17 protein-coding genes are annotated in these 17413 nt (G+C 41.4%); 12 read left to right on the top strand and 5 right to left on the bottom strand.

The window, feature by feature from the left end; all coding sequences use genetic code 11:
- Window positions 1-7 precede the first annotated feature (7 nt).
- The 8 genes from B1F84_RS12960 (at window position 8) to rraB (ending at window position 8346) form a co-directional block, all read left to right on the top strand.
- Window positions 8-466 carry a DUF1249 domain-containing protein gene (locus B1F84_RS12960; RefSeq protein ID WP_131691670.1) on the top strand — a complete coding sequence of 153 codons (459 nt, stop codon included), beginning with the start codon at window positions 8-10 and terminating at the stop codon, window positions 464-466.
- Complete coding sequence (locus tag B1F84_RS12955) at window positions 453-1238, top strand: metallophosphoesterase (RefSeq protein ID WP_076918438.1); 786 nt, start codon at window positions 453-455, stop codon at window positions 1236-1238. The genes B1F84_RS12960 and B1F84_RS12955 overlap by 14 nt, the downstream gene beginning before the upstream one ends.
- The gene (locus B1F84_RS12950) at window positions 1223-1786 is read left to right on the top strand and encodes a YqiA/YcfP family alpha/beta fold hydrolase (RefSeq protein ID WP_010391565.1); all 564 of its coding nucleotides are present in this window, start codon (window positions 1223-1225) and stop codon (window positions 1784-1786) included. Before B1F84_RS12955 ends, B1F84_RS12950 begins: the two co-directional genes overlap by 16 nt.
- Before the next feature lie 20 nt (window positions 1787-1806).
- A complete protein-coding gene (gene parE, locus B1F84_RS12945) occupies window positions 1807-3696 on the top strand; it encodes a DNA topoisomerase IV subunit B (RefSeq protein WP_024600809.1) in 1890 nt (629 codons plus the stop codon).
- A 31-nt stretch (window positions 3697-3727) separates the two neighbouring features.
- On the top strand, window positions 3728-4822 hold the full coding sequence (locus B1F84_RS12940) for a PQQ-dependent sugar dehydrogenase (protein ID WP_024600808.1): 1095 nt from the start codon (window positions 3728-3730) through the stop codon (window positions 4820-4822).
- A gap of 10 nt (window positions 4823-4832) precedes the next feature.
- Window positions 4833-7130, top strand: coding sequence for a DNA topoisomerase IV subunit A (parC, locus tag B1F84_RS12935; RefSeq protein WP_131691669.1), 2298 nt, complete (start codon window positions 4833-4835; stop codon window positions 7128-7130).
- 167 nt (window positions 7131-7297) lie between these two features.
- A complete protein-coding gene (locus B1F84_RS12930) occupies window positions 7298-8011 on the top strand; it encodes a 1-acylglycerol-3-phosphate O-acyltransferase (protein ID WP_024600806.1) in 714 nt (237 codons plus the stop codon).
- Window positions 8011-8346, top strand: a complete 336-nt coding sequence (gene rraB / locus B1F84_RS12925) for a ribonuclease E inhibitor RraB (RefSeq protein ID WP_008110603.1) — start codon at window positions 8011-8013, stop codon at window positions 8344-8346. Before B1F84_RS12930 ends, rraB begins: the two co-directional genes overlap by 1 nt.
- 68 nt (window positions 8347-8414) lie before the next feature.
- On the opposite strand, the gene B1F84_RS12920 is transcribed toward rraB, so the two are convergent.
- Entirely contained in the window at window positions 8415-9386 is a 972-nt protein-coding gene (locus tag B1F84_RS12920; protein ID WP_131691668.1) for a zinc transporter ZntB, read from the bottom strand.
- Between the two features lie 274 nt (window positions 9387-9660).
- Here B1F84_RS12920 and B1F84_RS12915 point away from each other — a divergent pair, with 274 nt between their 5' ends.
- The 3 genes from B1F84_RS12915 (at window position 9661) to B1F84_RS12905 (ending at window position 12098) form a co-directional block, all read left to right on the top strand.
- The gene (locus tag B1F84_RS12915; protein WP_008467748.1) at window positions 9661-10083 is read left to right on the top strand and encodes an ATP-dependent zinc protease; all 423 of its coding nucleotides are present in this window, start codon (window positions 9661-9663) and stop codon (window positions 10081-10083) included.
- 64 nt (window positions 10084-10147) lie between these two features.
- On the top strand, window positions 10148-11053 hold the full coding sequence (gene rimK, locus B1F84_RS12910) for a 30S ribosomal protein S6--L-glutamate ligase (RefSeq protein WP_008467750.1): 906 nt from the start codon (window positions 10148-10150) through the stop codon (window positions 11051-11053).
- Complete coding sequence (locus B1F84_RS12905; RefSeq protein ID WP_131691667.1) at window positions 11040-12098, top strand: succinylglutamate desuccinylase/aspartoacylase family protein; 1059 nt, start codon at window positions 11040-11042, stop codon at window positions 12096-12098. Before rimK ends, B1F84_RS12905 begins: the two co-directional genes overlap by 14 nt.
- Window positions 12099-12158: 60 nt before the next feature.
- On the opposite strand, the gene B1F84_RS12900 is transcribed toward B1F84_RS12905, so the two are convergent.
- The 4 genes from B1F84_RS12900 to recQ all read right to left on the bottom strand — a co-directional run bounded on the left by B1F84_RS12900 (window position 12159) and on the right by recQ (window position 16770).
- Window positions 12159-12731 carry a mechanosensitive ion channel domain-containing protein gene (locus B1F84_RS12900; RefSeq protein WP_131691666.1) on the bottom strand — a complete coding sequence of 191 codons (573 nt, stop codon included), beginning with the start codon at window positions 12729-12731 and terminating at the stop codon, window positions 12159-12161.
- Window positions 12732-12795: 64 nt separating this feature from the next.
- Window positions 12796-14514, bottom strand: a complete 1719-nt coding sequence (locus B1F84_RS12895) for a POTRA domain-containing protein (protein WP_131691665.1) — start codon at window positions 14512-14514, stop codon at window positions 12796-12798.
- Between the two features lie 140 nt (window positions 14515-14654).
- Window positions 14655-14939, bottom strand: coding sequence for a DUF3630 family protein (locus tag B1F84_RS12890; protein WP_010391549.1), 285 nt, complete (start codon window positions 14937-14939; stop codon window positions 14655-14657).
- Window positions 14940-14946: 7 nt separating this feature from the next.
- Window positions 14947-16770: a DNA helicase RecQ gene (recQ, locus tag B1F84_RS12885; RefSeq protein ID WP_131691664.1), complete on the bottom strand. Its 1824-nt coding sequence runs from the start codon at window positions 16768-16770 to the stop codon at window positions 14947-14949.
- A 143-nt stretch (window positions 16771-16913) separates the two neighbouring features.
- Here recQ and B1F84_RS12880 point away from each other — a divergent pair, with 143 nt between their 5' ends.
- Complete coding sequence (locus tag B1F84_RS12880) at window positions 16914-17369, top strand: thioesterase family protein (RefSeq protein ID WP_076918432.1); 456 nt, start codon at window positions 16914-16916, stop codon at window positions 17367-17369.
- Window positions 17370-17413 lie beyond the last annotated feature (44 nt).

Genomic DNA, 17413 nt, shown 5'->3' with positions numbered 1-17413 from the left:
CGGTATTTTGACAGCACTTTTAACCACTAATCGATATATTCAAAGTCTTCCAAAGTATTTAACGCTTTGTGAGCATAATTACGTACGCCTTTTAAAATTACTGCCTCATGAGCGAGTGATTGGTAATGTAAGAGAAGTTAAATTAGGCCACAGTGAATTTGTAATCCATATAGATGATAGTGCCAAGTACACACTCGATGTATCTATTAAACAGTTAAATGGCATGCTCGTTGGCATTGCTCCGCTGTATTTAACAGTACGTTTGTACAATGATGCGAAGGTGGCTGAAATTGTTCATCATGACTACCACCAACGAATAAAGCCTTCTTATGGTTACCCTAACCCTAAAATGCATCAAAAAGATGAAAAGTATCAGTTAAATGCTTTTTTGTATGATTGGTTAGTAGCGTGTGTTGAAAGAGGTCAATCAACACTGAATTGGGATGTAAATAATGGCTTGGTTTGATGACACTTATTATTTTGAACAGACTAGGCTTCGAATTGCACACCTAACCGATTGTCACCTTTTTAGTGATAAAAATGCTGAATACTTTGGCGTTAATACAGCAGATCATTTTGTTAAGGCATTAGCTGATATTGCAAAGCAGCAGCCGGATGCGTTGATATTTGGTGGTGACCTAACGCAAGATCACAGCTTTAATTCGTATTTATTATTTGCAGAACTTATTCATAATAGTGACGTTGATTGCCCGGTATTTTGGGTGCCTGGTAACCATGATGAGATTGAACAGCTTAATTTAATTAGTGGCGGGCAAATACAACACGCTAAACATATAGTGGCGCAAGGGATTGAACTGATATTAATTAATTCTAAAGGTGAAACGCCTGCAGGGTGGGTCAGCGCCACACATTTAGATGAAATCATGGCGTGCTTAGTTAACTCAAGCAATCGTCATATTGCATTTTGTCATCACAACCCACTGCCTATTAATGGCTACCTAGACAAACACATGCTAGAAAATGGGCCGCAATTATTAAATTTATTAGTTAATAATGGCTGCGTTGATGCGCTGTTTCATGGGCATGTCCATAATGACTATCAACAGCAGTTTAGAGGGCTTAATGTTTACGCTACCCCAGCCAGCTGCGTGCAATTTAGTAAACACAGTGCGACTTGGCAGCAAGAAAATAAAGGGGCAGCTTATCGAATGCTGTATTTAAATGCTGAGCAACAACAGCTACATATACACTCGGACGTGGTATGGTTAAACGAGTAATTTATATTCACGGTTTTAATAGCTCTGAAAAATCATATAAAGCTGTGCGCTTTGGTGAGCTTATGGCACACTATGATGTTGATTATTGTGTGCCGCGTTTAAATCATGAGCCTGTAGAGGCTATTATAGCGCTTGAACAACTATTAACACCGAATACCGTATTATTGGGCAGCTCGTTAGGTGGTTTTTTTGCCACGTATTTATCGCAGCGTTATCAAATTCCTGCGGTGGTAATTAATCCTGCCGTTGCCCCATATACACTATTAGAGCCTATACTTGGGCCTAATTATAATCCGTATCAAGATTATAATTACCAATTACAATCTCGTCATATAGATGCGTTAAAAGCATTAACGGTGACAGAGTTAAAACACCCTGAGCTGTTGTATTTATTACAGCAAACAGGGGATGAAGTGTTAAATTTTCAGCACGCAATAAAGTATTACTCACAATGTAAACAGTTAATTGAATTTGGCGGCGATCATAGCTTTAATGGCTTTGAGCGAGCTTTTTCAAGCATTGTCGATTTTCTTAAAATCAGATATTAGCGTATATAAAGATAAAAACTATGACTCAACAAAATTATAACGCCGAAGCCATTGAAGTACTTAATGGATTAGAGCCGGTAAAACGCCGCCCTGGCATGTATACAGATACCACAAGGCCAAACCATTTAGGCCAAGAGGTTATTGATAACAGTGTTGATGAAGCAATGGCTGGGCACGCAACACGCATTGATGTCATTTTACATGAAGATAATTCGCTTGAGGTGAGTGACGATGGCCGAGGTATGCCAATTGACATTCACCCAGAAGAAGGTATTCCAGGAGTTGAGTTAATATTTACTAAGCTGCATGCTGGCGGTAAGTTTTCAAACAAAAACTATCAATTTTCTGGTGGCTTGCATGGCGTAGGTATCTCGGTTGTTAATGCGCTATCTACCCGCGTGGAAGTAACGGTTCGCCGTGATGCACAGCAATTTAGAATGGCTTTTGAGCATGGCGATAAAGTTGAAGATTTAAATGTGATTGGCTCAGTGGGTAAACGCAACACCGGTACTACGGTTCGTTTTTGGCCAGATACCAGCTATTTTGACTCCGCTAATTTTTCTTTGACTAAGCTTAACCACTTATTAAAAGCCAAAGCGGTTTTATGCCCAGGTTTGCGTATTAAGTTTGTAAATAAACAAACGAAAGAAACCCAAGAATGGTTTTATGAAACAGGCTTAAAAGATTACTTAATTGAAGCCGTTAAAGGTTACGAAATACTACCTAAAGACCCATTTGTGGGTGAGTTTTCAAGCTCTATTGAAGGCGCTGATTGGGCGGTAGTATGGATGCCAGAAGGTGGTGAGTCGATAGCCGAAAGTTATGTAAACTTAATTCCTACCGCGCAAGGGGGCACCCATGTAAATGGCCTGCGCCAAGGACTTTTAGAGGCGATGCGTGAATTTTGTGAGTTTAGAAATTTATTACCACGTGGCGTAAAGCTTACCCCAGACGATATTTGGGAGCGTTGTAGCTATGTGTTGTCGGTTAAAATGCAAGACCCACAATTTGCAGGCCAAACCAAAGAAAAACTCTCATCACGTTCATGTGCTGCGTTTGTATCGGGTGTAGTAAAAGATGCCTTTAGTTTGTGGCTAAATGAGCACACTGACACCGCAGAGCTACTTTCTGAATTATGTATTTCTAATGCGCAACGACGCTTACGTGCGGCTAAAAAAGTAGTACGTAAGCGAGTAACATCAGGCCCAGCACTACCGGGTAAGCTTACCGATTGTAGCGCTGCGGATAATGACCGCACGGAATTATTTTTAGTAGAGGGTGACTCAGCAGGCGGCTCGGCAAAGCAAGCACGAGATCGTGAGTTCCAAGCAATTATGCCGCTAAGAGGTAAAATTTTAAATACTTGGGAAGTTGAATCAGGGCAAATTTTGGCCTCTCAAGAGGTGCACGATATTTCAGTTGCGCTAGGTATAGACCCTGACTCAACCGATATGTCGGGACTACGTTACAATAAAATATGTATATTAGCGGATGCTGACTCCGATGGACTGCATATTGCCACCTTACTGTGTGCCTTATTTGTACGCCATTTCCCACAATTAGTTAAAACTGGCCATGTGTATGTTGCTATGCCACCGTTATTTAGAATTGATATTGGTAAAGATGTTTACTACGCGCTGGATGAAGATGAAAAAACCGGTATTTTAGCGCGCATAGAAGCAGAAAAAAAACGTGGCAAAGTAAACGTACAACGCTTTAAAGGTTTGGGTGAAATGAACCCGCTACAATTGCGTGAAACTACCATGGACCCTAATACTCGTCGTTTAGTGCAACTCACTCTTGATGAGGAGCAGCAAACAATGGAAATGATGGATATGCTACTAGCCAAAAAGCGTTCATCAGATCGCCGTCAATGGTTAGAAGATCACGGTAACAAGGCACAAGTTTAATAAGCCTTTGGGCTTAAAGCAGGAGAGGCAAATGAATAAATTATTTAGCACACTGTTGTTACTCGGCTTAATATCATCGCCAGTGATGGCGAAAAATATACTCGACAAGCTGACCGCTGCACCGGGTTTTGAAATCAGCTTATTTGCTGATGATGTTGAAAATGCACGGCAAATTGCAGTATCAAGCAGAGGTATAGTGTATGCAGGGTCGCGTAAGGCGGGTAATGTATATGCACTGATTGACCATAACAGCGATGGCGTGGCAGATAAAAAAATAGTGATTGCAGAGGGATTAAATATGCCCTCGGGATTAGCAATTAAAGGCGGTGACTTATATGTCGGTGAAGTGCACCGTATTATTCGTTTTAAAAATATCGATAAACACCTCAAAAATCCTGAGTATGAAGTGTTTTATAGCGATTTACCCTCAGAGCGTCACCATGGTTGGAAGTTTTTGCGCTTTGCACCAAATGGCGAGCTGATAATTCCCGTGGGCGTACCGTGTAATATTTGTGAGGAAGATGCTCGCTTTGGCCGTATTTTTTCGTTAAATACCGATACCAAAGAAATAACGACTTTAGCCAAAGGTGTACGTAATACGGTGGGTTTTGACTTTCATCCTAGTACGCAAATGCTATGGTTTAGCGATAACGGCCGCGACATGATGGGGGATGATATTCCACCCGATGAGCTAAACCGTATTACTAAGGAAGAAGAGCACTTTGGTTTTCCATACGTGCATGGTGGCGTTATTGTTGATCCTGAGTTTGGTGAAGGCAAAAATATTGCTGATTACACTCAACCTGCATTGGCATTGGGGGCGCATGTTGCGCCATTAGGTATTCATTTTTATACCGGCAAACAGTTCCCAGATAGCTACAAACAACAGTTATTTGTTGCTGAGCATGGTTCATGGAATCGCTCTAAAAAGGTCGGTTATAAAGTGGCTGTGGCAACCATAGAAAATGCCAAAGTAACTAACTATACGCCATTGATCACCGGCTTTATGCAAGACGAAACAACATTTGGACGCCCTGTTGCATTTGCACAATTAAATGATGGCAGTCTATTGGTAAGCGATGATTACGCAAACGTAATTTACCGCGTAAGCTATAAGAAAAACTAGGTAAGCTTTAATGAGTGATACAGATACCTTGCTAATGCAAGGAATTGAACAGCAAACAATGGGGCGTTTTACCGAAGACGCTTATTTAAATTATTCAATGTACGTGATCATGGATCGTGCCTTACCGCACGTTGGTGACGGCCTCAAACCAGTTCAGCGTCGTATTATTTATGCGATGAGTGAATTGGGGTTATCGGCGAATGCAAAGTATAAAAAATCAGCCCGTACCGTGGGTGACGTATTAGGTAAATACCATCCTCACGGTGATAGTGCCTGTTATGAAGCTATGGTACTTATGGCGCAGCCGTTTTCTTATCGCTACCCCTTGGTTGATGGTCAAGGTAACTGGGGTGCTGCAGATGATCCGAAGTCGTTTGCGGCAATGCGTTATACCGAAGCGCGTTTATCTAAATTCTCTGAAGTATTACTTAAAGAGTTAGGCCAAGGGACTGTTGATTGGACGCCAAACTTCGACGGCACCATGGATGAACCATTAGTATTGCCATCGCGCTTACCGCATATATTACTTAATGGTGTCACCGGTATTGCGGTAGGTATGGCAACCGATATACCGCCGCATAATGTGCGTGAAGTAGCCAGTGCCTGTTGTTTATTACTTGATAAACCAAAAACAGAACTCGAAGAGTTATTGGATTTAGTGCATGCGCCTGATTATCCAACTGATGCTGAAATAATTACTCCAAAAGCTGATATTCACAAAATTTATAAAACCGGTCGTGGCTCAATTAAAATGCGCGCTGTGTATTGTGAAGAGCAGGGCGATATAGTTATTACTGCGTTACCGCATCAATGTTCGGGTGCAAAAGTACTTGAGCAAATTGCAGCGCAAATGAATGCTAAAAAGTTGCCGATGGTGGCCGATTTACGTGATGAGTCTGATCACGAAAACCCGACCCGTATTGTGATTGTGCCGCGTTCAAACCGAATTAAAGCTGAGCCATTAATGGCGCACTTATTTGCGACTACCGATCTTGAAAAAAATTACCGCGTAAACTTAAACATGCTCGGCTTAGATGGCCGTCCACAAGTTAAAGATTTACGTAGTATTTTAACCGAGTGGTTAACCTTTAGACGCGAAACGGTACGTCGTCGCTTGCAATATCGACTTGATAAAGTGCTGGCACGATTACATATTTTAGAAGGTTTACTGGCTGCCTTTTTAAATATTGATGAAGTTATAGAAATCATCCGCTCTGAAGATAAGCCCAAACCTTTATTAATGGAGCGCTTTGATTTAACCGATATTCAAGCAGAAGCCATTTTAGAATTAAAACTTCGTCATTTAGCAAAACTTGAAGAGTTTAAAATTCGTGGTGAGCAAGATGAATTGGCGAAAGAGCGTGACAAATTAGAGCAAACACTGGGCTCAGACCGTCGCATGTCGACCTTATTGAAAAAAGAAATTCAAGAAGCCGCAGAAATGTATGGTGATGATCGCCGCTCGCCAGTGATTGAGCGTGTAGAAGCTAAAGCACTAAGCGAAAAAGATTTAATACCATCAGAGTCAGTCACCGTGGTGTTATCAGACAAAGGCTGGGCACGGGTTGGTAAAGGTCATGACCTTGATGTAGAAGGATTAAGTTATCGCGCTGGTGACGGCTATAGGGCATCTGCTCGAGGTAAAAGTAATCAACCAGCGGTATTTTTAGATTCAGCAGGCCGTGCATTTGCCACTGATGCTCATAGTCTCCCTTCAGCGCGAAGCCAAGGCGAGCCAATGACAGGGCGCTTTAACTTAACCTCGGGCGCAAGCTTTGAGCACGTAGTTATGGGTGAAGACGCTCAAGTGTTGTTAATGGCCTCCGACGCTGGTTATGGCTTTATTACAGACTTTAAAGATTTAGTGAGTAAAAACAAAAACGGTAAAGCGTTGGTGAGTGTACCAAAAGGTGGGGTATTACTTTCGCCAATTCGCGTTAACGACGTGGCTACTGACTACTGTATGGCGATTTCCAATGAAGGACGGATGTTGTTATTCCCACTGCGTGACTTACCTAAGCTTGGTAAAGGTAAAGGCAATAAAATTATTTCTATTCCGGGTGCGAAAGTGCAAGCCCGCGAAGAGTTTGTAAAAGTATTAGCCGTTGTACCGCAAGGCAGTAGTGTAACGCTGCATGCAGGTAAGCGTAAATTAACCCTTAAGCCGAGTGACCTTGAACATTATCATGGTGAGCGAGGCCGAAGAGGCAATAAGTTACCTCGTGGCTTGCAGCGCGTTGATGAAGCCGTTGTAGAGTTAACACCTCAGCAAGTAGATGAGCCAAGCTCAGACGCAGAGCAAAGTTAATACACTCGAAAAATTAGACTAAACTAGACAACGGCTTACTCAGGTAAGCCGTTTTTTTTATGACTGTTTTATTTCAGCGCACGCTTGTGCGCTATTTTCTCGTCTGCGCAATAAAATAACGTTATAATAAAGCAATACATAATTGTGGTTATATTGGAGAGGCGCACTTGCTAGCTGTTATACGTATTTTAATAATGCTGTTGTTTATATTATTAAGTTGTTTTTTTGGTTTGTTATTATCAATATTTAGACCATTTCACCCTAATAATGTGCATGTTATTGCAAGTTGGTTTGGCTCAATGGCTAAAATGCTTGGGGTTAAATTAGAACTAAAATATCATCCCGATGCGCTTAAGGTGGGACCCGCTGTGTATGTAGCGAATCATCAAAATAGCTATGATTTATTTACTGTTCCAGCTATGGTGCCAAAAAACTGTGTGAGTGTTGGCAAAAAAAGTCTGAAGTGGATCCCATTTTTTGGTCAGCTGTATTGGTTGTCGGGTAATATTTTAATCGACAGAGCGAATCGTTCAAAAGCGGCAGGCACTATTTCTAAAGCAGCGGCTAAAATAAGACAAAAAGGCTTATCGGTGTGGATGTTCCCTGAGGGGACGCGCAGTTATGGTCGAGGTTTACTCCCTTTTAAAACCGGTGCGTTTCATACGGCAATGAGTGCAGAGGTGCCTATTGTGCCAGTATGTATGAACACAACCGATAAAACCATTAAACTAAATCGTTGGGATAATGGTACAATTTACATCGAAATGTTAGCCCCCATAGCACTTGATAAAAGTATCAGTGCCCGTGAACATGCTAAAAGTGTGCACAGCATTATGGCTGCTAAAATAACAGAATTAGATGCTCAAGTGAGAGAGAAATAATGGAAAACTGGCGTGAAATAAGTGAAGACATCGTAACTTCATTACTTGAAGATGGTTCCGATCCGGAAATTCTTTATGAAGTAGAACACCACTTTGTATGTGAAGACTTTACTAAGTTAGAACAAGCTGCACTTGCTGCGTTTAAACTAGGTTACGATGTAGAAGAGCCAGCAGAACTTGAGCTTGAAGACGGCGAAAAAATTTGGAGCTTTGACATTGTTGTTGAAGCCGAATTAGATGTTGACGTTATAATGGAAGACGTTGATAAGCTTGCGCAGCTTGCGGTTGAATGTGATGTAGAATACGACGGTTGGGGCACTTACTTTCAAGAGTAAGGGTGTCTAATGCAAAAGGCGAACAATAATGTTCGCCTTTTTTGTGTCTTGTTGGAGCTATGCTGTAATTACAGCCACTTTTTATTTTTAAAGTAAATACCAATGCCACCAGTCAAAACAACCAAAAAAACGACAAATGCAGTGAATGCATAGGGGCTGTCTGTCCCTGGTATACCGCCGACGTTGACACCTAATAATCCAGTTAAAAATCCCAGCGGTAAAAATAAAGCCGCCACTACCGACATCACATACATACGCTGATTTAATTGCTCAGACACTTGGTTAGTAATGGTTTGTTGAATAACTTGCGCGCGCTCTATTGAGCTATCGAGCTCTTCTAAATAGCGAATAAGTAAGTTGGTGGTTTCATTTAGCTTGGCTTTATTTTCGTCAAAAAGCCATGGGTAATGATGATTAACCATGTTGCTTAACGCTTCTTTTTGTGGTTTTAAGTACCGTTTTAGCGCGATTGTTTGACGGCGAAGTTGCGACAAGCCCTGGTTATCAAACTTTTTACTGGGTTCATCAATTTCTTCTTCAAACTCATCTAAGCTTTCATCTAGTTCATCTATTACCGTTTGCATACGTGAAGTGAGTTTCTGCGCTAATGTACACACCAGTTCAGAAATACTGCTTGGCCCCTCGTTATTATTTAATGAGGTTAGAATATCTTGCACTGATAATAATCGGCGCTTGCGGGTAGTGATCACCACATCTTTATTAATAAATAAGCGAATAGACACCATGTCTTCAGGGCTTTGTGCTGGATTTAAATTAATTCCACGTAAAAACAGCATATGGCCATTCGTTGTAGGAGTAATACGAGGGCGTGTTTCATCTGCGGTCAGTGATTCAAGTTCGTAGTCGTTTAACAGCCCGCAATTTTTTAACCAGTCAACGGCTTCTTTTTGACTGTAGTCCATATGCACCCACAGCTTTCCATCAGTGGGTTGCCATTGGCGTAATTGTTTACTGTTTTCTATTGGGCGAGCACCGCCTTGTTCATCAAGAATAAGCGCATGAAGTAAGCCGTTAATCATAATAATTTCTCATAAATGGTATATTTTTAATACAGTTGACTGTAATGTATTTAATTAAGTAAATAAAATTTAGCTTTACTTTTCGTATGTTAAATTGAGTTAAGCAACAAAAAATTGTTTTTTAGCCTATGGTTAAGTGCACCCGCTAAGGTGCATTGTTAAACGAGTTAACTTAAAAGGTCAATCAAATCGGCTTATCGAGTAGATGAATTTATTTTGTTGGTATTTTGTTGGCTGTAGCGTATAAAACACTTTTTTTACTAAGGGCACATTTATGACGACAAAAATAACAGTTGGTTGGCGTGAGTGGTTAAGTTTACCCGAGCTAGGCATCGAGCAAATTAAAGCAAAAATAGATACTGGTGCGCGTACTTCCTGTATTCATGCAATTAATATTGAAGAGTACGAAGTAGATGGCGAAAAATGGGTTAAATTTACAGCCCAACCATTGCAAGAAGACGAGCAAACGCAAATTACCTGCAATGCCAAAGTTAAAAAGATGAAGTACGTCACCAGCTCTAGTGGCCAGAGAGAATTACGTTATTTTATTGAGACCACATTACATGCAGGCGAATATAGCTGGCCAATAGAAATAACATTAACAAGTCGTGCGTCAATGAAGTTTAGAATGTTGTTAGGGCGCACAGCAATGGAAAATCGTATAGTCGTTGATCCGGCTTTATCACATTTATTATAAGAATTCGTTGAGCAGCGTTAAGTGTTAACGTCATGCTTAACATCATTTAGTTAAGGCTTTAATGATGAAAATTGGTATTTTATCTCGTAACAAAAAATTATATTCAACGCGTCGTCTAATCGAAGCTGCTGAGGCGCGCGGACATGAAGTGAAAGTAATTGATGCGTTACGCTCTTACATGAACATAAACTCAGAACAACCTGAAATTCATTATCGTGGTGAAAACCTAAAAGATTTCGATGCTATCGTGCCACGTATTGGTGCATCGGTTACATTTTATGGTTGTGCTGTATTACGCCAATTTGAAATGATGGGGGTGTTCCCTGTTAATGAATCTGTGGCTATTTCTCGCTCTCGCGATAAATTACGTTCTTTGCAGTTACTATCACGTAAAGGTGTGGGTATGCCGGTTACAGGCTTTGCCAGCAAGCCAGATGACGTAAAAGATTTATTAGAAATGGTAGGCGGCGCACCGGTTGTTATTAAGCTACTTGAAGGTACTCAAGGTATTGGTGTGGTATTGGCCGAAACACGTAAAGCAGCTGAAAGTGTTATTGAGGCATTCATGGGTTTAAAAGCCAATATCATGGTGCAAGAGTACATTAAAGAAGCAGGCGGTGCAGACATTCGTTGTTTTGTATTGGGTGATAAAGTAATTGCTGCGATGAAACGCCAAGCGCAAGAAGGCGAGTTCCGCTCTAATCTTCACCGTGGTGGTAGTGCTACACTGGTGCGTATTACTCCAGAAGAGCGTAAAACAGCAGTTGCAGCGGCAAAAGCAATGGGCTTAAACGTTGCTGGCGTTGACTTACTTCGCTCATCTCGTGGTCCTTTGGTTATGGAAGTAAACTCATCGCCAGGCCTTGAGGGAATTGAAGTGGCAACAGGTAAAGATATAGCGGGTATGGTGATTGATTTCATCGAAAAAACGGCCTCAGTGAAAGGAACAGCAACACGTGGCAAAGGTTAAAATTAACCGTCCTTTTACCTTATTAGGTGAAAGTATTGGCGTAGGTGAGCGAAAAACACTGGCGCTGGAAGCTGCAAAGCTTTATACCCATTCTCCGCTTAATATCCCTATTGAAGTGGTCAATGGTGTAATGGAAGGCCCTGTCTTGATGGTTTGCGCCGCAATACATGGTGATGAGCTAAATGGTGTTGAAGTGGTGCGCCAATTACTGGCTAAAATCGACCCTAGCCAGCTACGTGGAACCCTTATCGCAGTGCCGATTGTGAATGTGTTTGGTTTTATTCATAAGTCGCGTTACTTGCCTGATCGCCGCGATATGAACCGAAGTTTTCCTGGGTCTGAGCGTGGCTCGTTAGCGGGTCGCATGGCGTATATGTTTTTTAACCAAGTCGCTGTGCACTGTACGCATATTATAGATTTGCATACGGGTGCGATTCACCGTACTAACTTACCGCAAATACGCGCTAATTTAGCCGATGAAGCAACAGCGCAAATGGCTAAAGCCTTTGGCACACCAGCAGTAATTAACGCGTCGTTACGCAATGGCTCGCTGCGTAGTGAAGCGGCCAATTTGGGTATACCCGTTATTACCTACGAAGCCGGTGAGGCGTTGCGCTTTGACCCGATTGCAATTGCAGCAGGGGTTCAAGGAGTTGATTATGTTATGCGTCATTTAAAAATGATGCGTGGTAAGCGTCCTAAAAAGCTACCTGAGCCAGTTATTGCAGGTTCAACAAGTTGGGTGCGAGCTGAGGTTGATGGCATAGTAAGAGCGCAAGTATCGTTAGGTGAAAGAGTAATGAAAGGCCAAGTGCTTGCTTATATAAGTAGCCCGCTTGGCGACTCTGAGCTTGAACTGCTTGCCCCACGTAGCGGTATTATTATTGGTCAGCAAACCATGCCACTAGTAAATGAAGGCGATGCCGTATTTCATATTGCTTACTTTGCCCACTCAAATAGTTTGGTAGAGCAACAGCTTGAAAGTTTTATTGGTGAAATAAGCGATTTAGACGATGAGCTGAAAACAGCTGAGCTAAATAACTAACCTATTAACAGCTACTAAAAAGCCGTTTTAGTTAATAAAACGGCTTTTTTTATGCTAAATTTATGATTTTTTAGGGCCAATAATGCGTTTGATTTTAGGTGCTTTTGTTGGTTTTGGCTCTGTATTGAGTACTAACACGGGGCGGGTAACAAATAAGTTATTAGGGTAAATCACTCTGTGGCCATCAACGTGTTCGAGTAAGACATTCATCAGCCCCATTTCAATAATACGCCCTTCAATGGCGTTAGCTCCATCCACAATTCTCACCCAATAACCTACACGGCAGTCATTTTGAATAAACATCAGTAAAAACGCGGTTAAGTTACTCAGCAATGACCACGCCGCAAAGAGTGCAACGCCTAGCATGGCAAATAAAGAAGAGCCTAATACCAGTAAACCACGCAGTTCTATTCCCCAAAAAACTAATACTAAACACAGCATCACAAAGGCGAGTATTATTTTTAATAGTAACTCTGCACGGTATTTTCGGTGTAAATCGATTTTACCTCGAATGGCTTTTTCGAGTAATTTTTTAGTTAGCTTTAACAGCAACGGAAAGCTTAAAAGGGCAATAATGGTTACGATTAATTTATATTGTGTGCCCACAAGCTCTAAAACAGTGATTAATTCCAAAACGTATTCTCACAATAATGATAGGCGCACAGTTTAACGTTTTAGCTTTGTGCGCAGTAGTGATTTAAAAAGAATTTTTGACGCTCAGTAGCCACTGTACCGAGTCAACATCGTTGTATTTATTTAGTGGCGCAGCAATATCAAGGTGGATCATGGTACCTGCATTGGCGCGACTTGGCGCAAGGCGTAAACCTAAACCCACATTTTTAAGCACAGGGGTATTTTCAACTTGATACAGGGTATTCGAGTCGTTGTTATACCATGCGCGGCCTACATCTACAAAGGCTGCACCACCCACTTTAAATAGCTGTAGTAAATCATATTCCCAATAGTAGCGCTTTTCTAAGCTGACTAAAAAACTACGATCCCCATGTTGAAACTCCATAGGGTAACCGCGTAAACCGGTTTCTCCCCCTAGGGTAAGCTGTTTATCATTGGTGAGATTTTTTGCGTATTGTAGCCTGGCTTTTACATACCAAGACTGATCAATACTGGTATTTAAATAATATTGAATTTGGCTGGTGGTGATTAAGTTTTCAAGCTGTTTTTGTTCTTTATTCCAATAACCTTGAATATCAGCGTGAAAGCGCCACAGCGTATTATCGCCACTAAAATGTGCCTTGTTAAAGTTAAACGAGTAAATAGCGCGGCTATCGTCATTACTAATCGATTCATCAGAGTAACCCAACGTAGCTTTGATATTCCAACCTAAATTTAAATCCTCGGTACGATAAATACTGTCAAAGTTACGCACTTTTATAAAGTTATCTTCAAACCAATGGCCGCTTACATAAGGGTAACTAAGTTGCCTATTTTCAGCTAGCGGCACTGTGGTTTCATCTATGCTTTTAAATGTTTGTTGCTCATCAATATAACCAAGGCTTAAACGCTGTGTCCAATTATGACTAAGGGCTTTAGAGTGACCAAAAAACACCTGATTTAGATCGGAGGTTTGTTCAAACTCACTAAATTTTTCGCCCCTAAGGTAGAGGGCTTCTTCTCGCTGGGTCGAGTAACTCAGGGCACCATAACTATAAGGTGTATCAATAGCGTAAAACGGGTAAGTTAGCTCAATTAAGTGACTCTTGCCGTCACTATTGTCAGCATACTCTAAACGCCCTCTGTAGCGACTTGATAGGATATTTGGATCATCGTAAACAAATAAATAGCCATTACGATCACTGTCGGTTTTGCGGGCAAACGATAGTCGTTTACCCCACCCAAATAAGTTCGACTCGCGAAAGCCAATACTTGATTTATTTTCGCCGCCACTGCGGCTAAAGCTAAGCTCTGGTAATAAAGTCCATAAATCGCGAGTCACCACGGTTACATCAACATCGCCATCGCAGTTTTCGTTGGCAATGATTTGTGCGTCATATAAATAGTTTTGTTTACGCAGTAGCCGCTCAGATTCCGCTAGCGTTTTTTGATTAAAAGTATCACCCGCTTTAAACAATAAAATGCTTTTAATAACCTCAGGCTCAGTTTGTATATGTGCACGGTTAGCAAAGCGAAATAGTGCGTTGTTTTCAGCTTCAAGTTCGGTATTAAAAACATTAAGTTGTTTAAGATTAATTGAGGCAATTTTAGCGTTACTATTTGTTGTAAGCGGTGGGGTTTGAGACTCGATTTGGCGACGCAAATTAATTTCATGAGTTTGTGATGAGTCGTCATTTGGGCAGCTTTGGGCTAGTGGCGTTTCTTGCGCGCAAACGCTGAGCATAAACATACTCGAAATAGAAAGGCTAAAACAACTACGTGCAATCCATTTTCTATTTAGCATTGACCCTCTTTAGCGCTATTTTGCAAAATAAAACACTTACTCTTAGCTTACATCATTGTTATTAATATGTAAGTAAAAGTGCCAATTTAGTTTATTTTTTATAGCGATTATAAGGTATTAGCGGTAAATAGGTGTTGGTCTTAGCTTAAATAAAATGTTAACGCTGCCAATAGGTTGTCAGCATCTTGCCCTTCGCCGTTAATCCATACACTTTGACTGTAATGTTCAAAATTTAAATTAAACGTGTGGTTAGCATAGTTAAAACGCAGTTGATGACGATCAGCCCCAGCCGCAAATTCACTAATGCTAATTTCATCGCTGTGCAAAAAAAACGTTCCCCACAATTCAAAGTCTTCATCGTGCGGCAGCTCTGTTGGTTTAACAATAATACATTGATGTGTGTGATCGTATTCAAGTTCGGTCATAAGGGGCTTATTGCGTTGCTAGATAATGTCGAATTGCGGTTAAAAACTCACCGCCATATTTGTTTAATTTAGTAAAACCAACTCCCGACACTTTTAAAAACTCACTGTCGTTTGTAGGCATAAGCTGCGCCATTTCGGCCAGTGTTTTATCGTTAAATACCACATAAGGAGGCACGTCATCGGCATCGGCTAATTCTTTACGTAATGCACGCAGGCGAGCGAATAGTTTTTTATCGTAATTAAACTGCGCTAATTTATCCTGATAAACGTGCTTAGCTTGTAGGCGTGGTTCAGCCAGTTGCAGCGCATACTCACCCTTTAAAATAGCGCGTGCGGCTTCAGTAAGCCGTAATGATGCGCCCTGAGTTATATCTTGGCTTAATAGCCCCTGGTGAATAAGTTGGCGTAAAATACTCAGCCAAAACTCACTGCTTTTATCTTTACCTATGCCATAGGTGCTGAGTTCATGGTGGTTGTTATCACGAATGCGACTGGTATTAGCGCCGCGCAATAACTCTACGATGTAACCTAAACCAAATCGTTGCTGTGCACGATAGACACACGAAAGTGCTTGTTGGGCAACCAGTGTGCCATCAAAGCTTTTTGGTGGATTTAAGCAAATATCACAGTTACCGCACGGCTCTCGTTGGTATTCACTAAAGTAGTTTAATAATATTTGACGTCTGCAGGTCTGCGCTTCGGCAAAACTGGCCATGGCATTAAAACGTTGTTCTTCTACTCGACGGCGTTGCTCATCGTCAATATCTTCAAAAAAGCGTCTAACCCGGCCTATATCTGCGGGGTCAAAATACATAATGGCTTCTGCAGCCAGTCCATCACGCCCAGCGCGACCTGTTTCTTGATAATACGCTTCAATACTTTTTGGAATGTCGTAATGCAGTACAAAACGCACGTTAGGCTTGTTAATTCCCATTCCAAAGGCAACAGTGGCAACCACAATTTGAATATCGTCACGAGCAAACCCGGTTTGCACAAATTGACGCTGTTCGTTACTCATTCCCGCATGATAAGCCGCGGCATTGAGACCTGCATCGGCAAGTTTTTCAGCAATGTCATCAACCCGCTTGCGGCTGGTGCAATAAATAATACCGCTTTGATTTTTTTGCTCTTTTAAATAACGCAGTAATTGCACCATAGGTTTAAATTTTTCTTCTATGGTGTAACGAATATTAGGGCGGTCAAAGCTGCCAGTGTGAATATAAGGCTGCTGCAGCTTTAGTTGCTCAACAATATCAAAGCGAGTGGCTTTATCAGCGGTGGCAGTGAGTGCCATCATCGGCACATTTGCAAAGCGTTGTTTAAGCTCATTTAAACGAAAATAATGTGGTCTAAAGTCATGACCCCAATGAGAAACACAATGCGCCTCATCAATAGCAAACAAGCTGACATTTAAATGCGATAACCGCTCTAAAAATTCTCTTTGCAGCACTTTCTCAGGGGCAACATAGAGTAATTTTATAAGCCCCTGATGCAACTGCTGATAGACTAGCTGCTGTTCTTCACGTGCTAAGCTGTTATTTATGTAAGCGGCTTTGACGCCTAGAGCTTGTAACTGAGTTACTTGATCTTGCATTAAAGAAATGAGCGGAGAGATAACAATGGTTACCCCCTCTAATACTAGTGCGGGTATTTGGTAACAAACCGATTTGCCACCACCGGTAGGCAATAATACTAACGAGTCTTGGCCATTAATTGCAGCATCAATTACTGCACTTTGACCGTCGCGAAATTCACTGTAACCAAACACTTGTTTGAGTACAGTTTCGGGTTTACGCACCAGCGTATTGGGAGAGGGAGTTAGTGTATTCATCGGCGCTATTTTAGTGGTTTTTTGTCAGGATGTCTTTAGCTTTCATTACTTGGTGTAAACATAGGTAATGATAATCGAGGAGGTTACAACAGCTTAAAGTTGTGCTTTACTCATCGTACCACCTTAAAACATAGAGAATAATAATGAATAAAGAAATGTTGATTGAACAAGTTGGGGCGTTGTTTGTAAATAATATGCCTTTTAACCAGTTTTTAAAAATAGCGGTGGAGTCGCTTAGTACTGAACAAGCTAAAATCTCCTTTCCTTGGCAAGATGTGTTAATAGGCAACCCCGCGCAAAAAATTCTCCATGGCGGGGTTATTTCGGCAGTACTTGATAATGTGGGTGGAATGCTTGCTGCCGCCAGCGTTATAGGAAAACTAGACGATGCAGATTTACCCAGTGTACATAAAAAGCTAGCCACACTGGGGACCATAGATTTACGCACCGACTATTTACGCCCAGGTAAAGGCGAGGTGTTTATTGCTAGTGCTAAACTGATTCGCTCAGGAAATAAAGTATGCGTGTGCCGAATGGAGTTGCACAACGAGCAGTCAGTACAAATTGCTTTTGGAACGGGCACGTATTTAGTTGGCTAAAAAGTGAGAGGGGGTTAAACTTACGGCCTTTTAAATCACCAAGT

The organism is Pseudoalteromonas sp. DL-6 (genome assembly GCF_004328665.1).
In the GTDB taxonomy this organism is placed as follows: domain Bacteria; phylum Pseudomonadota; class Gammaproteobacteria; order Enterobacterales; family Alteromonadaceae; genus Pseudoalteromonas.
This window is presented reverse-complemented; position numbering and strand designations above follow the sequence as displayed.

Bases quoted from the DNA above. Each gene is read 5' to 3' on its own strand.
- B1F84_RS12890 (WP_010391549.1), bottom strand. From the start codon at position 14,939: ATGACCGAACTTGAATACGATCACACACATCAATGTATTATTGTTAAA.
- parE (WP_024600809.1), top strand. From the start codon at position 1,807: ATGACTCAACAAAATTATAACGCCGAAGCCATTGAAGTACTTAATGGA.
- recQ (WP_131691664.1), bottom strand. From the start codon at position 16,770: ATGAATACACTAACTCCCTCTCCCAATACGCTGGTGCGTAAACCCGAA.
- rraB (WP_008110603.1), top strand. From the start codon at position 8,011: ATGGAAAACTGGCGTGAAATAAGTGAAGACATCGTAACTTCATTACTT.
- B1F84_RS12895 (WP_131691665.1), bottom strand. From the start codon at position 14,514: ATGCTAAATAGAAAATGGATTGCACGTAGTTGTTTTAGCCTTTCTATT.
- B1F84_RS12950 (WP_010391565.1), top strand. From the start codon at position 1,223: ATGGTTAAACGAGTAATTTATATTCACGGTTTTAATAGCTCTGAAAAA.
- B1F84_RS12880 (WP_076918432.1), top strand. From the start codon at position 16,914: ATGAATAAAGAAATGTTGATTGAACAAGTTGGGGCGTTGTTTGTAAAT.
- B1F84_RS12940 (WP_024600808.1), top strand. From the start codon at position 3,728: ATGAATAAATTATTTAGCACACTGTTGTTACTCGGCTTAATATCATCG.
- rimK (WP_008467750.1), top strand. From the start codon at position 10,148: ATGAAAATTGGTATTTTATCTCGTAACAAAAAATTATATTCAACGCGT.
- parC (WP_131691669.1), top strand. From the start codon at position 4,833: ATGAGTGATACAGATACCTTGCTAATGCAAGGAATTGAACAGCAAACA.
- B1F84_RS12920 (WP_131691668.1), bottom strand. From the start codon at position 9,386: ATGATTAACGGCTTACTTCATGCGCTTATTCTTGATGAACAAGGCGGT.
- B1F84_RS12915 (WP_008467748.1), top strand. From the start codon at position 9,661: ATGACGACAAAAATAACAGTTGGTTGGCGTGAGTGGTTAAGTTTACCC.
- B1F84_RS12955 (WP_076918438.1), top strand. From the start codon at position 453: ATGGCTTGGTTTGATGACACTTATTATTTTGAACAGACTAGGCTTCGA.